16 protein-coding genes are annotated in these 13,870 nt (G+C 74.2%); 9 read left to right on the top strand and 7 right to left on the bottom strand.

The features are described 5' to 3' along the window. Window positions 1-23: 23 nt before the first annotated feature. The gene (hisN, locus tag OG861_RS11020; protein ID WP_329198119.1) at window positions 24-827 is read right to left on the bottom strand and encodes a histidinol-phosphatase; all 804 of its coding nucleotides are present in this window, start codon (window positions 825-827) and stop codon (window positions 24-26) included. Between the two features lie 136 nt (window positions 828-963). On the opposite strand from hisN, the gene OG861_RS11015 reads away from it, so the two are divergent. Beyond that, window positions 964-1,545, top strand: coding sequence for a TetR/AcrR family transcriptional regulator (locus OG861_RS11015; protein WP_329198121.1), 582 nt, complete (start codon window positions 964-966; stop codon window positions 1,543-1,545). Here the strand turns inward: OG861_RS11015 and OG861_RS11010 are convergent. From OG861_RS11010 to OG861_RS10995, 4 genes are all read right to left on the bottom strand, one after another. Beyond that, a complete protein-coding gene (locus OG861_RS11010; RefSeq protein ID WP_190183336.1) occupies window positions 1,499-1,822 on the bottom strand; it encodes a DMT family transporter in 324 nt (107 codons plus the stop codon). The two genes, OG861_RS11015 and OG861_RS11010, sit on opposite strands and share 47 nt — an antisense overlap. 152 nt (window positions 1,823-1,974) lie before the next feature. Beyond that, window positions 1,975-2,985 (bottom strand): ribosome small subunit-dependent GTPase A, encoded by a 1,011-nt coding sequence (gene rsgA, locus OG861_RS11005; protein ID WP_329198124.1) that lies wholly within the window; start codon window positions 2,983-2,985, stop codon window positions 1,975-1,977. A gap of 8 nt (window positions 2,986-2,993) precedes the next feature. Continuing rightward, window positions 2,994-4,346 (bottom strand): 3-phosphoshikimate 1-carboxyvinyltransferase, encoded by a 1,353-nt coding sequence (gene aroA, locus OG861_RS11000; protein ID WP_329198125.1) that lies wholly within the window; start codon window positions 4,344-4,346, stop codon window positions 2,994-2,996. 87 nt (window positions 4,347-4,433) lie between these two features. Further along, window positions 4,434-5,147, bottom strand: a complete 714-nt coding sequence (locus tag OG861_RS10995) for a M50 family metallopeptidase (RefSeq protein ID WP_329198127.1) — start codon at window positions 5,145-5,147, stop codon at window positions 4,434-4,436. A 53-nt stretch (window positions 5,148-5,200) separates the two neighbouring features. Here OG861_RS10995 and OG861_RS10990 point away from each other — a divergent pair, with 53 nt between their 5' ends. The 8 genes from OG861_RS10990 to def all read left to right on the top strand — a co-directional run bounded on the left by OG861_RS10990 (window position 5,201) and on the right by def (window position 12,668). Beyond that, entirely contained in the window at window positions 5,201-6,016 is an 816-nt protein-coding gene (locus OG861_RS10990) for an SOS response-associated peptidase (protein WP_329198129.1), read from the top strand. A 32-nt stretch (window positions 6,017-6,048) separates the two neighbouring features. Next, a complete protein-coding gene (locus OG861_RS10985) occupies window positions 6,049-6,705 on the top strand; it encodes an alpha/beta hydrolase family protein (protein WP_329198130.1) in 657 nt (218 codons plus the stop codon). 333 nt (window positions 6,706-7,038) lie between these two features. Continuing rightward, on the top strand, window positions 7,039-7,683 hold the full coding sequence (locus tag OG861_RS10980; protein WP_443056783.1) for a sigma-70 family RNA polymerase sigma factor: 645 nt from the start codon (window positions 7,039-7,041) through the stop codon (window positions 7,681-7,683). Then, window positions 7,680-7,982, top strand: coding sequence for a mycothiol system anti-sigma-R factor (rsrA, locus tag OG861_RS10975; protein ID WP_329198135.1), 303 nt, complete (start codon window positions 7,680-7,682; stop codon window positions 7,980-7,982). The genes OG861_RS10980 and rsrA overlap by 4 nt, the downstream gene beginning before the upstream one ends. A 191-nt stretch (window positions 7,983-8,173) precedes the next feature. Then, window positions 8,174-9,544, top strand: a complete 1,371-nt coding sequence (locus OG861_RS10970; protein WP_329198138.1) for an HD-GYP domain-containing protein — start codon at window positions 8,174-8,176, stop codon at window positions 9,542-9,544. Next, the gene (locus OG861_RS10965) at window positions 9,541-10,848 is read left to right on the top strand and encodes an HD-GYP domain-containing protein (RefSeq protein ID WP_329198140.1); all 1,308 of its coding nucleotides are present in this window, start codon (window positions 9,541-9,543) and stop codon (window positions 10,846-10,848) included. The genes OG861_RS10970 and OG861_RS10965 overlap by 4 nt, the downstream gene beginning before the upstream one ends. Before the next feature lie 131 nt (window positions 10,849-10,979). Then, the gene (locus OG861_RS10960; protein ID WP_329198142.1) at window positions 10,980-11,966 is read left to right on the top strand and encodes a tetratricopeptide repeat protein; all 987 of its coding nucleotides are present in this window, start codon (window positions 10,980-10,982) and stop codon (window positions 11,964-11,966) included. A gap of 66 nt (window positions 11,967-12,032) precedes the next feature. Continuing rightward, a complete protein-coding gene (def, locus tag OG861_RS10955) occupies window positions 12,033-12,668 on the top strand; it encodes a peptide deformylase (RefSeq protein WP_329198144.1) in 636 nt (211 codons plus the stop codon). Here the strand turns inward: def and OG861_RS10950 are convergent. Further along, the gene (locus OG861_RS10950; RefSeq protein WP_330261696.1) at window positions 12,644-13,069 is read right to left on the bottom strand and encodes a DUF3703 domain-containing protein; all 426 of its coding nucleotides are present in this window, start codon (window positions 13,067-13,069) and stop codon (window positions 12,644-12,646) included. The two genes, def and OG861_RS10950, sit on opposite strands and share 25 nt — an antisense overlap. A 47-nt stretch (window positions 13,070-13,116) precedes the next feature. Continuing rightward, window positions 13,117-13,851, bottom strand: a complete 735-nt coding sequence (locus tag OG861_RS10945; protein ID WP_329198147.1) for a helix-turn-helix domain-containing protein — start codon at window positions 13,849-13,851, stop codon at window positions 13,117-13,119. Between the last annotated feature and the right edge of the window lie 19 nt (window positions 13,852-13,870).

Raw genomic sequence — 13,870 nt, 5'->3', positions numbered from 1 at the left:
CACCGACGGCGCGTCAGCGCGCCTCAGGGGCGCGGACGCAGGCGCGTCAGCATCTCCTCGTGCAGCAGGCCGTTGGAGGCGGCCGCGTTGCCGCCGTGCACGCCGTCGACCCCGTCGAGGCTGGTGAAACGGCCGCCCGCCTCTTCTACGACGACCGCGATCGCGGCCATGTCCCACAGGTTCAGCTCCGGCTCGGCGCACAGGTCGAGCGAGCCCTCGGCGACCATCATGTACGGCCAGAAGTCGCCGTAGCCCCGGGTGCGCCAGCACGCGCGGGTCAGGTCCAGGAAGCCGGGCAGCCGGCCCTGCTCCTCCCAGCCCGTCAGCGAGGAGTACGCGAACGACGCGTCGCCCAGGGCCCTGACCTTCGAGACGCCGATCGCGGTGGCCTCACCGAGCGCGCCGCCCGCAAAGGCGCCGCCGCCCTTCGCCGCCCACCAGCGACGGCCCAGCGCCGGGGCGGAGACCACCCCGACCACCGGGCGGAACACCCCGTCCGCGCCCTCGGCCATCAGCGAGATCAGCGTCGCCCACACGGGGACGCCCCGGACGTAGTTCTTCGTACCGTCGATCGGGTCCACGACCCAGCGGCGCGGGCCCTCGCCCTTGAGCCCGTACTCCTCGCCCAGGATGGCGTCGTCGGGCCGCGCGGCCAGGATCCCGGCCCGGATGATCTCCTCGGCGGCCTTGTCGGCCTCGCTCACCGGGGTCATGTCCGGCTTCGTCTCCACCTGGAGGTCCAGGGCGCGGAAACGCTGCGTGGTGGCGGCGTCGGCGGCGTCGGCGAGTTCGAGGGCGAGGCGGAGGTCATCGTCATACTCGGGCATGGCCGAACAGTATCGAGACCGCGGCCGACCGGCGAACGCCGTCCACGGTGCGGCCGGTGGGCGCCCTTGACAGGACCTGGCGCCCCGTCAACTCTGACGGGAGGACGACCGGGGGAGGGGAGCGGGGGAGGCGACGATGGCGGCGGCGCGGGAGTCCTTGCTGGAAGCGGCGGGTGCGGCGCTGGGGGCGCGCGCCTGGCCCGCCGTGCGGATGGTCGAGGTGGCGGCGGCCGCCGGGGTGTCCCGGCAGACCCTGTACAACGAGTTCGGCGGGAAGGCGGGCCTGGGGCGCGCCCTGGTGCGCCGGGAGGCCGACTGGTACCTCACGGGCGTGGACCGCGCCCTGGAGGCGTCGCCGGACACCGCCGAAGGGCTGGCGGCGATCGCCGAGTGGACCGTGCGGGCGGCCCGCGCGCGTCCCGTCGTACGGGCCCTGCTGACGGGGTCGTGGAACGGCAGCCTGCCCGCTCCGCCCGTGCGGGGCGCCCGGCCGGGCCTGCCCGCGCTCGGGCCCGGGGAGCTGGTGCGCGCCGTCCGGGACCGGGCTGCCGCCGCGCTCCCGGCGGAGCCGGCGCAGCGGTGCGAGCTGGTCGTACGGCTGGCGCTGTCCTACGTGGTCGCCCCGTCCGGCCCCGGCGAGGAGCCGGCGGCGGCCGGGCTGCTCGGGCTGGTCAGTGCGCCGAACCGGACAGCTGGAGCCCGATCACGCCGAGGATGACCAGCGAGATCGAGACGAGTTTCAGCGTGGAGACCAGGTCGCCGAGGAAGACCATGCCGTAGATGGCGGTGCCGGCGGCCCCGATGCCGGTCCACACCGCATACGCGGGGCCCACGTCGAGCTTCTTGAGCGCGAGGGTCAGCAGGCCGAAGCTGCCGAGCGCGAAGGAGGCGAAGGCGATCGTGGGCCACAGCCGGGTGAACCCGTGGGAGAGCTTGAGGCACACCGCGAAACCGGTCTCCAGGATCCCGGCGACCACGACCAGCAGCCACGCCATGGCATGTGCCTCCCCGCGTCCCGCGTCACGTGACGTCGTGTCACCTGGTGCGATTATGCATTTTTCCCGACACGATCTTCGGCAAACACGAGCGTCCCGCCGGGCCGGCGGGCCACCCGCACGGTCGCCCGCACGGTCGGCCGCCCGCGCGGTCAGTCGCCCTCGCGGCGCTCCCGCGTCTCCAGCAGCCGCCGCAGCGAGTACAGCCGCGCCGGGTCCGCGTGACCGTCCTGTACCCATTGGTCGAGCGCGCAGTCCGGCTCGTCGTGGCTGCACGCGCGCGGGCACTCCTCCGTGCCGCCGACCAGGTCCGGGAAGGCCAGGATCACCCGCGACGGGTCGACGTGGTGCAGGCCGAAGGAGCGCACGCCGGGGGTGTCGATGACCCAGCCGTCCCCGCCGGGCAGCGGCAGCGCGAGTGCGGAGGTGGTGGTGTGCCGGCCCCGGCCGGTGACGGCGTTGACGTGTCCGGTCGCGCGCTGGCGGCCCGCCGCGACGAGGGAGTTGACCAGGGTCGTCTTGCCGACGCCCGAGTGGCCGACGAAGGCGGTGATCCGGCCGTTCAGCCGCTCGCGCACCCGCTCGGCCGCGTCGCCGGCCGCCAGCTCCTCGCGGTTGGTGACGACGTAGTTCACGCCGAGCGTCGAATAGATCTCCAGGATCTTGTCCGCGGAGGTCAGGTCCGACTTGGTGAGCACCAGCAGCGGCTCCAGGCCGGCGTCGTACGCGGCCACCAGACAGCGGTCGATCATCCGGGGCCGCGGCTCCGGGTCGGCCAGCGCCGTCACGATGGCCAGCTGGTCGGCGTTGGCGACGACCACCCGCTCGTACGGGTCGTCGTCGTCCGCGGTACGCCGCAGGACGGACTTGCGCTCCTCGATCCGCACGATCCGGGCGAGGGTGTCCTTCTTGCCGGTCAGGTCGCCGACGATCCAGACCCGGTCACCGACCACCGCCGCCTTGCGGCCCAGTTCGCGGGCCTTCATCGCGTGCACCGTGCGGTCGCCGACCAGGCAGGTCAGCCGGCCCCGGTCGACGGTCAGGACGAAGCCCTCGGCCGCGTCCTCGTGCTTGGGGCGGATGTTCGTACGCGGCCGGTTGCCCTTGGGGTTGGGGCGCGAGCGGATGTCGTCTTCGTCGGTGTGCTTGCCGTACCTGCGCATGACGGGCCCTACGCTCCCGCGCCCCGCGACGGAAGGCCGAGCATCCCGGCCCACATCGAGGGGAAGTCCGGCAGGGTCTTCGCGGTCGTCGCCACGTTCTCGATCAGTACGCCCTCCACCGCCAGGCCGATCACCGCGCCGGCCGTCGCCATCCGGTGGTCGTCGTACGTGTGGAACACGCCGCCGTGCAGCGGGCGCGGGCGGATGCGCAGCCCGTCCTCGGTCTCGGTGACGTCGCCGCCCAGGCCGTTGATCTCGGCGGTGAGCGCCGCCAGCCGGTCCGTCTCGTGCAGTCGCAGGTGGCGCACGCCCCGCAGCACGGACTCGGAGTCCGCCAGCGCCGCGACCGCCGCGATGCCCGGCGTCAGCTCGCCGACCTCGCCCAGGTCCACGTCGATGCCGTGGATCTTGCCGCTGCCGGTGAAGACCAGGCCCGCGTCGGTCAGCTCGCAGGAGCCGCCCATCTCCGTGAAGATCCGGCGCAGCGCGTCCCCGGGCTGGGTGGTGCGGCGCGGCCAGTCCGGGATGGTCACCGTGCCGCCGGTGATCAGGGCCGCCGCCATGAAGGGCTGCGCGTTGGAGAGGTCCGGCTCCACGACCAGGTCGCGGCCCAGGAGTGCGCCGGGGGTGACCCGCCACACGTTCTTCTCGCCGCCCGCCTCGGGGGTGTCGACCTGGGCGCCCGCCGCGCGCAGCATCTCGACCGTCATCCGGATGTGCGGCATGGAGGGCAGGTTGTCACCGGTGTGGCGGACCTCCACGCCCTGGTTGAAGCGCGGCGCGGACAGCAGCAGCGCCGAGACGAACTGCGAGGAGTTGGAGGCGTCGATCTCGACGGTGCCGCCCTCGAGCGCCCCGCCGCCCTGCACGGTCAGGGGCAGCGCGCCCCGGCCGTCGTCGTCGATCCGGGCGCCGAGGACGCGCAGGGCGTTGATGACCTCGCCCAGCGGGCGCTCGTAGGAGCGCGGGTCGCCGTCGAAGCGGATGTCGCCGGAGGCGAGCGTGGCGACGGGCGGCAGGAAGCGCATGACCGTGCCCGCGTTGCCGACGTCGACGGTGGCCGGGCCGTGCAGGGCCGCCGGGATGACCCGCCAGGCCTCCCCGCCGGCGCCCTCGCCCGCGGAGCTGGAGGAGACGGTCTCCTCGATGCCGACGCCCATGGCGCGCAGCGCGTCCGACATCAGCTGGGAGTCGCGCGAGCGCAGCGGGCGGCGCACCCAGCCCGGCTCGGAGGCCAGCGCGGCGAGCACGAGGGCCCGGTTGGTGACCGACTTGGAGCCCGGCACGGTGACGGTGGCGTGGACGGCGCCGTCCGCGAGCGGGGCGGGCCAGAGGGCGTGGGGCGCGGGGGTCTCGGTCATGGCCTCCACTTTAGTGGCTTCGCCCAAGCCCGGATCGTGGCCGGGGCCCGTTCGGGGACCTGCCGGGCGGGCGCCACCGGCGCCGTCTCAGAGGCCGAGAAGCCAGCGTGCCCCGCCGGTCAGCGCGCACAGCGCGACGGCGTGGAAGAACAGCAGCCATACCACCGGGTGGACGTGGGTGAGCCGCCCCAGCTGGTCCGCGTCGGAGTCCGGGGCGCCGCCGTGGCGGCGTTTGACCTGGAGCTCGAACACCGGCCGGACCCCGCCCAGCAGGAGGAACCACACCACCCCGTACGCGAACACCGCCTGCACCTGGGCCGGCGTCAGCCAGGACACCAGGACGAAGACCGCGCCGGTCAGCACCACCGTCAGCAGCCCGTACGCGTTCCGGATCATCACCAGCATCGCGAGCAGCAGCGCGGTCGCCGCCCACAGCAGCAGGGTGATCCGGTGCGCCGACAGCAGGGCGGCCCCGCCGAGGCCGAGCAGCGAGGGCGCCGTGTACCCGGCGGCGGCGGTCAGCACCATCCCGAGCCCGCTGGGCTTGCCCCGGCTCACGGTGACGCCGCTGGTGTCGGAGTGCAGCCGGATCCCGTCGAGCCGGCGCCCGGTCAGCAGCGCCAGCAGTCCGTGGCCGCCCTCGTGCGCGATGGTGATCGCGTTCCGCGACAGCCGCCACACGGGCCGGGGTGCCACGGCGGCCAGCGCCGCGAGTCCCGTCGCGACCACCAGCCACCACGCGGGCTCGGTCTGTATACCGCTCAGCCGGTCCCACAGACCGGCCGTCATCGTGCTGTCCATGGAGTGGCGGACTCCTTGCGGTAGGGGGAGAGGGCCATGGCAGTGTGTCAGCCATGTGCGGAAGGTATGCAGCGAGCCGGGCGCCCGAGGAACTGGCGCGGATCTTCGGCGTCGAGCGGTGGGAGCCGACGGAGTCCCTGGCCCCCGACTTCAACGTGGCGCCGACGAAAGAGGTCCACGTGGTCCTCGACCGTCCTGTGAAGGACGCGCCGAGCCCGCGACCGGTTCGCCAACTGCGGGTGCTGAGGTGGGGGCTCGTGCCCTCCTGGGCGAGCGGCCCCGAGGGCGCGGCCCGGATGATCAACGCCAGGGCCGAGACGGTCGCCGAGAAGCCCTCCTTCCGCCGCCCCTTCGCGCAGCGCCGCTGCATCATCCCGGCCGACGGCTACTTCGAGTGGGTCACCGCCCACGACGAGCGGCAGCTGGAGGTCGAGGGGAAGAAGAAGCGGGCGCGCAAGCAGCCGTACTTCGTGCTCCCCGCCGACGGCGCCCCGTTCGCCATGGCCGGCATATACGAGTTCTGGCGCGACCGGACACTGCCCGACGAGCACCCGAACGCCTGGTGGGCCACCTGTTCGGTGATCACCACCGAGGCCGAGACCGCTCCGCTGGCCGTGGCGCCCGAGGACGGCCCGCGCTCGCTCGCCGACATCCACCCCCGGATGCCGCTGATGCTGACCCCCGACAAGTGGGACCCCTGGCTGGACCCGGCCCGCAGCGACGTGGACGAACTCCGGGCGCTGCTGGCGCCGCCGCCGGGCGGGCTGATGCGCGCCTACCCGGTCTCCACCGCCGTGAGCAACGTACGCAACAACGGGCCGGAGCTGCTGACCGAGCTCGCCGCGCCGGAAGAGGCCACGCTGTTCTAGCCCGTGCTCCCCGCCCGGGCAGGATGGGCGCCATGACCACGCGTACCGAAAGCGTCGACACCCCGGCGGGCGAGGCCCGGATCACCTGGCGTCCCGCCACCGCCGGCGCGGCCCGGCTCGTACTCGCCGTCAGCCACGGCGCGGGGGGCGGGATCGAGGCCCGCGACCTCCAGGCGCTGGCCGCCTCCCTGCCCGGCCAGGGGGTCACCGTCGCACTGGTCGAGCAGCCCTGGCGGGTCGCCGGGAAGAAGGTCGCCGCCGCGCCCAAGGTCCTGGACGAGGGCTGGCGCGCCCTGTGGCCCGCCCTGCTGGCGCCGGGGCTGCCCGTCGTCGCGGGCGGGCGCAGCGCCGGTGCCCGCGTGGCCTGCCGGACCGCCGACGAGCTGGACGCGGCCGGGGTGCTGGCCCTGGCGTTCCCGCTGCACCCGCCGGGCCGGCCCGAGAAGTCCCGGGCCGACGAGCTGCTGGGCGCGGGGCGGCCCACCCTGGTGGTCCAAGGCGGCCGGGACCCCTTCGGACACCCCGGGGAGTTCCCGCCGCCCGGCCCGGACACCCCGTACGAACTGGTCCCCGTCCCGCACGGCGACCACGGCTTCGCAGTGCCGAAACGGGCCGGCGTGACCCAGGAGGAGGCGCTGACGGTGATCACCGGGGCGGTCGCCGGATGGCTCGGCCGGCTCCCCGTCTGAGACCGATCTGACGGATTCCCGGGTGATCCCGCTCACTCCGCCCCCGCCGGCCGCCCGGGGCGGCCCCGCGGGCCCGAAACCCTTGTCCCGCCCGGGAATGCGGCGCCCGGACCTGTCGTTAACCGGGTGTCGGTACGTACGGGAACTTCGTCTGAGGAGAGGGAGCGCATGACCCAGGTCATCAGCCAGAACCGTCGGCAGGCCGCTGACCTGGACTGGACGGTGCTGCCCGCGCCCAAGCGCGGAACGCTTCAAGCGGCGGAGGGTCGGGAAGGTCGACTATTCTCCGATTCGAGCGGATCCGCTTTCGGAGTCGCCACGCTGTCGGAGGAGGTGGGTCCTGTCGCTGGGACCGACGAAGGCCACGCGCAGGAGACGACCCCGGAGCGCAACGCGCGCTTCGAGCGGGACGCCCTCGGCTACCTCGACCAGATGTACTCCGCCGCGCTGCGCATGACGCGCAACCCGGCCGACGCCGAGGACCTGGTCCAGGAGACGTACGCGAAGGCGTACGCGTCCTTCCACCAGTTCCGCGAGGGCACCAACCTCAAGGCGTGGCTGTACCGCATCCTGACCAACACGTTCATCAACTCCTACCGCAAGAAGCAGCGCGAGCCCCAGCGCAGTGCGGCGGAGGAGATCGAGGACTGGCAGCTGGCGCGCGCCGAGTCGCACATGTCGACCGGGCTGCGCTCCGCCGAATCGCAGGCGCTCGACCACCTGCCCGATTCGGACGTGAAGGAAGCGCTCCAGGCCATTCCGGAGGAATTCCGCATCGCGGTCTATCTTGCCGACGTAGAGGGCTTTGCGTACAAGGAGATCGCGGACATCATGGGTACACCCATCGGTACGGTCATGTCCCGGCTGCACCGTGGCCGCCGTCAACTCCGCGGAATGCTGGAGGACTACGCCCGCGAGCGCGGGCTCGTCCCGGCCGGAGCGGGAGAGTCGAACGACCTGAAAGGCTCGGGCTCATGAGCTGCGGAGAGCCGCACGAGACGGAGTGCGCCGAGGTCCTGGACCACCTTTACGAGTTCCTGGACCACGAGATGCCCGACAGCGACTGCACGAAGTTCGAGACCCACTTCGGCGAGTGCAATCCCTGTCTTGAGAAGTACGGTCTGGAGCAGGCCGTCAAGAAGCTGGTCAAGCGGTGCTGCGGGTCGGACGACGTACCGAGCGACCTGCGCTCGAAGGTGATGGGACGGATCGAACTGATCCGTTCGGGACAGGCCGTCCCGGACACCGACGTCACCGCGGATCCGTCCTCCGGCTGAGCGGCGGCGACCCGAACGGCGTGAACCGCCCCCGGAAGCAGCCTTCGTTCACTCGAAGGCGCTAATCCGGGGGCGTCCGTATGCCCCGATACGCGAATGCGGCCCGCTGTGCCGCGGCCCCCACTTATCCTCCCCTTCCGGTACCGGTCGGTTTCGGTGCCGGCCCGGCCCGTGCAGGGGAGGAGGGTGCCGTGCGGACACTTCCGCCGGGGGCGCGCGCCCTCATCCTGTGCGCCGTGCTCGCCGCCTGCGCGTGCGCAGCCCCCGCGCTCACCGGTTCCGCTACGCCGTGGGCCGCCGTCGCCCTGCTGTGCGTCCTGGGCGTCGGCTGCGAACTCACCGGGAGCCGGCGGCTGCCCGGCAGCCGGGAGCCCGAGGGGATGGGCGCCTTCTTCCCCGTCGTGCCGGCCGCCGTGTTCCTGCTGCCGCCGGCGGCAGCCGCGCTCGTGGCGCTGCCCGCCGGATTCGCCGCTGCCGTGGTGCAGCGGCCCGTGGCGGTGCGCCGGACCTGGCACGCCGCCCAGCAGGCGAACGCCGCCTGGGCGGCCGGGCAGGTCTACCGGCTGCTGGACGGGCCGGCCAGCCTCGGCGGCGCCGCGCCCGGCGCCGCGTACCGGGTGGCGGATTTCCCGTACGCCCTGCTCCCCGCGGGGGCCGCCGCGGTCGTCTTCTGCCTGGTGCTCACCGCCCTCGACGCCGGCATCCTGGCCACCGCCGAACGCCGCCCCGCGGCCACCGCCTGGCGCGGACTGCCCGGCCGGTCCCTCGCCCCGTACTGCGTCCACGGCCTGGCCGGGCTGATGACGGCCGTGATGTGGCGCAGCCCCTACGGGCTGCCGGCCGCCCTGCTGGTGCTGCTGCCGATGTACGTCTCCTCCCGGGTCTTCGCCCAGTACACCCGCGAGCGCACCGCCCACCAGGCCACGATCCGGGCGCTGGTCCAGGCCGTCGACATCAAGGACCGCTACACGCGCGGGCACAGTGAGCGCGTCGGACAGGCCTCCGCGATGATCGCCCGCGAGCTGGGCATGCCGGACGAGCGGATGGAGGTCGTCCGGATCGCCGGGATCCTGCACGACGTCGGCAAGCTCGGCGTCCCCACCCGGCTGCTGCGCAAGAACGGGCCGCTGACCCCCGAGGAACGGCGGGTCATCGAGCTGCACCCCGAGTACGGGCACGAGATGGTGCGCGGCATCGGTTTCCTGGGGGAGGCCCGGTCCGCGATCCTGCACCACCACGAGCGCGTCGACGGCTCCGGGTACCCGTACGGGCTGGCCGGAGAGCAGATCCCGGAGCCGGCCCGGGTCGTGGCGGTGGCCGACGCCTTCGACGCGATGACCTCGACCCGCTCCTACAGCCGGGCCCGGCCGGTCCCCGTCGCCCTGGCCGAGCTGGAACGCTGCGCCGGGACGCATTTCGACCCCGCCATGGTGCGGGCCCTGGTCGACGCCATCGGGCGGCACGGCTGGCACCCGGTGGTGACCTCCGACGACGACGTGCAGGTGGCGGCCCCGCGCAGCGGTGCCCCCGCCCCCGCCCGGGGCCTCGGGGGCGGGGCGTGAGGGCCGGCGCCGCCGGGGCCGTCAGGGCGGCCGCCGCGCTGCTCGCCCTCGCGGCGCTCGGCCACACCCTGTGGAACGGGGTCGTGGAAGGCGCCACCGCCCTCGCGTTCGGCACCCTCATCGGCATCGGCGAGCTCGCGCGCAGCGACCACCGCGACGCGGCCGCCCCGGCCGGGGACCGCCCGCCGGACCGCCGACCGGACGGCGCGCAGGACCGCCTGCCCGCGCCGCTGGGCTCCGCGGGCGCCCTCGCCTACGCGCTGCTCGGCCGGACCGCCGGGCACCCCACCCACCACGGGGTGCTCCAGGTCGTCGCCGTCTTCGTCGCCGCGGCCCTCGTCGGGACCGTCCCGCACATCGCCCGGGGCCACGGGCCCGCCTTCGACCACGTGGCCCGGCGGGTACTGGCCGTCGCCTTCGCCGGAGCCTGCTTCCAGCCGCTCCACAACTCCGGCCGGCTGGAGGGGCGGGTCGGGCAGGGCCCGTACCTCGTGCTGTTCCTGGTGCTGCTGCTCGGCCTCACCGCCCTGTGCGACGCTGTGCTCGCCGCCGCGCTGGCGGGGGCCCGCACCGGCCGGCCCCACTGCAGCCTGCTCCGCGACGAGCTGCGCGCGCCGGCCGGGATCGGCTCCGCGGTCTGCGCGACCGGCCTGGTGATGGCGCTGGGGACGGCCGTGGCCGGGCTGTGGGCGCTGCCCGTGTTCAGCGTGCCGCTGCTGCTGACCCAGATGTCCTTCCACCGGATCACCGCCGTGCGCACCACCTACCGCCAGACCATCACCTCCCTCGCCCGCGCCACCGAGATCGCCGGCTGCACCCGCCCGGGGCACTCCCGCCGGGTGGCCGCCCTGAGCTGCGCCGTCGGGCGGGAGCTGGGGCTCTCGGAGCGGGAGCTCACGGTGCTGGAGTACGCCGCCCTGATGCACGACATCGGCCAGCTCTCCCTCGTCGACCCCGTCCCGGACGGGGCGACGGCCCCGCTGCCCGCCGCCGAGGCCCGCCGGATCGCGGGGCTCGGCGGGGAGGTGGCCCGGCAGACCGGGGTGCCGGCGGAGGTCGCCGTCGTGGTGGAGCGCCAGGCGGACCCCTACCGGGAGCAGCCCGTCGCCGCGCGGATCGTGCGCGCGGTCAACGCGTACGAGGACCTCTGCGGCGGGGGAGGTCACCCGGGCGGCTCACTGGCCGCCCTGGCACGGCTGCGCCTCGGTACCGGGCGCGACTTCCAGCCCGAGGTCGTGGAGTGCCTGGCAAGGGTTCTGGCCAGGGACGGACGGGCCGGAGTCGGGCCGCTCCCACCGGGGTAACCCATGGGTAATGAGCGGCCGTCCGAGTGGGCATGGTTGGATGCGAGTAGGAGTGTCCGAGAGGGTGTCCGCAAGGCTGCACCGTAGTCCCCCAGCCACCGCTGGGAGGTGCCCCCAGGCAGGCGGGAATTGTGAGGATCTTCGGGAAGGTACGGCATCGGCCCTCCGCCTCGTGGCGGCAGGCCACCGACCGCGCGTTCACGCTGATCGGCGACGGGCGGTACGAGGACGCGGGCGCGCTCCTGACCAGAGCGGCGGACCTGGAACCCTGGCTGTCCGAGTCCTGGTTCAACCTGGCCCTGCTGCACAAGTTCCGCCACGACTGGGAGCAGGCGCGGGCCGCCGGGCTGCGCGCGGTGGCCCTGCTGGACCGCGGGACCGGTGCCCCGGACTGGTGGAACGTGGGGATCGCGGCGACCGCCCTCCAGGACTGGCCGCTGGCCCGGCGGGCCTGGCAGGCCTACGGGCTCAAGGTGCCGGGCGACGCCGCCGGAGCGGGTGAGCCCGTCGGCATGGAGCTGGGCAGCGCCGCCGTGCGGCTCTCGCCGGAGGGCGAGGCCGAGGTGGTGTGGGGCCGCAGGCTCGATCCGGCGCGGATAGAGGTCCTCTCGATCCCGCTGCCCTCCTCGGGGCGGCGCTGGGGCGAGGTGGTCCTGCACGACGGCGTCCCGCACGGCGAGCGGATCACCGCCGCGGGGCCCTCGTACCCGGTCTTCGACGAGATCGAGCTGTGGGCGCCCTCGCCGGTGCCGACCTGGGTGGTCCTGCTGGAAGCGGCGACCGAGACCGACCGGGACGCGCTGGAGCAGCTGGCCTCGGACGCGGGCTTCGCCGCCGAGGACTGGTCCTCGTCGGTGCGCCTGTTGTGCCGCACTTGTTCGGAGAGCGCGATGCCGAGCGACGAGGGCGACGGCGAGCACCTGGACCCCCACGACCACAGCGAACCCGGCCACCCCGGCCCGCTGGGGCACCGTACGGCCGGCTCGGGATCCCTGTGGGTGCCCGAGCGGGAATGCGGCATCGCCGCGCCGGCCGGTCTGGTGCGCGGCCTGCTGGACGGGTGGGTCGCGGACAACCCGGACAGCCGCGAGTGGCGCGATCTCGAAGAAGTCTGCTGAGCCGGGGCCGTAGGCTGTACCGGTCACATCGGTGACTCGCGGACTTACGGAAGGCGTACGGCGGACATGGCGCAGCAGGAGAACCAGGTGGTCCCGGTCGACGACGAAGGCTACGTCGTGGACACGGAGGACTGTGAGGCGCGCGAGCTCGCCCACCGCGAGCGCGGCACCTCCCGCCCGATCACGGTGGTCGGCAACCCCGTCCTGCACCGGGAGTGCAAGGACGTCACCGAGTTCGGCGACGAACTGGCGCAGCTGATCGACGACATGTTCGCCAGCCAGAAGACCGCCGAGGGCGTCGGCCTGGCCGCGAACCAGATCGGCGTGGACGCCAAGGTCTTCGTCTACGACTGCCCCGACGACGAGGGCGTGCGCCACACCGGTGTCGTGGTCAACCCGAAGCTGGTCGAACTGCCCGCCTCCACGCGGGTGCTGGACGACTCGAACGAGGGCTGCCTGTCGGTCCCGACCGCCTACGCGTCGCTGGCCCGCCCGGACTACGCGGAGGTCACGGGCCAGGACGCCCAGGGCAACCCGATCAAGGTGCGCGGTACGGGCTACTTCGCCCGCTGCCTCCAGCACGAGACCGACCACCTCTACGGGTACCTCTACATCGACCGCCTCTCCAAGCGCGACCGCAAGGACGCCCTGCGCCAGATGGAAGAGGGCACCCCCCGCTACGAGACCGTCCCCAACGCCTGAGCGTCCGCGGGCCGCGCCGGGGCGCGGCCCAGCAGCACCAGCAGGTCCTCCGGGAGGGGCATCGGCGTGCGCAGCCCCGCCGCCGTACGCCCCGTGTTGCCGTACGGCACGCGCCCGGTCACCGATCCCGCCCCCGCCACCAGGATCCGCACCACCTGCCCCACCGTCTCCGCACGGTCCCGGCAGCGCACCGCGAGCCGGAACATGTGCCAGTGGGCACGGGTGTGGGGCCAGGCCCAGGCCTGGGAGATGATGTGCGCCCGCTCCAGGGCGTCCCACATGGTGTCCGTGTCGGGCGCGTCGCGGGCGCGGCGCAGCTCGGCCTCGAAGGCCGTGCGCACGGCGGCCGGCATGGCCTTCGGCGTACACGCGGTGATGCAGGTCCTCAGCAAGTTCGTCATGCGTCAACGGTGCGGCCACAGGGCCCGTCGGCGCTTGAACGAACCTGCTACATCCACTGGATGGTGCGGCCGAAGTCCGACGGCGGGATCCCGAACATGCGCCGCCACACCCGGCTGAGGTGAGCCCCGTCGGCGAAGCCCGCGCCGTGCGCCGCGTCCGTCAGGGTGTGCCCCCGGGAGGCGAGTTCGGCGGCCCGCATCAGTCGCAGCCACAGGACGTACGGGCGGAACGGCAGCCCCAGCTCCGCCCGGAACAGGTGCGCGAGGCGGCTCTCCGACAGGCAGGCCACCTCGGCCGCCTGGGACAGCCGTACGCCGTCCCGCCCGGGCAGCCACGCCAGTACCCGGGCCAGCCCCGGATGCGCGGCGGCCTGCGCCGTCGGGCCGCCGGGGAGCAGCAGGTCCAGCGCGCACGCCGCCTCGAAGGGGTCGGCGGGCAGGTCCGCGGCGGCCGGTACGAGCCCTCCCGCATCCCCTGCCAGGGCCGCGAGCCCGCGGCCGGCCGAGGAGAGCGGGTCGTAGTGCAGCACCACCCCGCGCGCGGCGCCCGCCAGCACGCAATGACGCACCCCGGCCGGGACCACGTACGCCCGGCACCGGAAGGGCTCCCCGTCCGGCCCGGCCATCAGCAGCCCGTCCCCGCCCAGCGCGGCGATGACCTGCACGGAGTGGTGCGCGTGCGCGGTCGCGGACCCGACGGTGCCCCCGTACAGCAGGCCCCCGGGCCGCAGCCGGGCCCGCCCGGCCCACCCGGAGCCGGTCATGCCGTCGAGCCCGGACACGAGGAAGCGCCCCCGCCCT

The organism is Streptomyces sp. NBC_00539 (assembly GCF_036346105.1).
In the GTDB taxonomy this organism is placed as follows: Bacteria; Actinomycetota; Actinomycetes; order Streptomycetales; family Streptomycetaceae; genus Streptomyces.
Note: the sequence above shows the minus strand (reverse complement) of the source record. Positions and strands in the feature narration are given on the sequence as shown.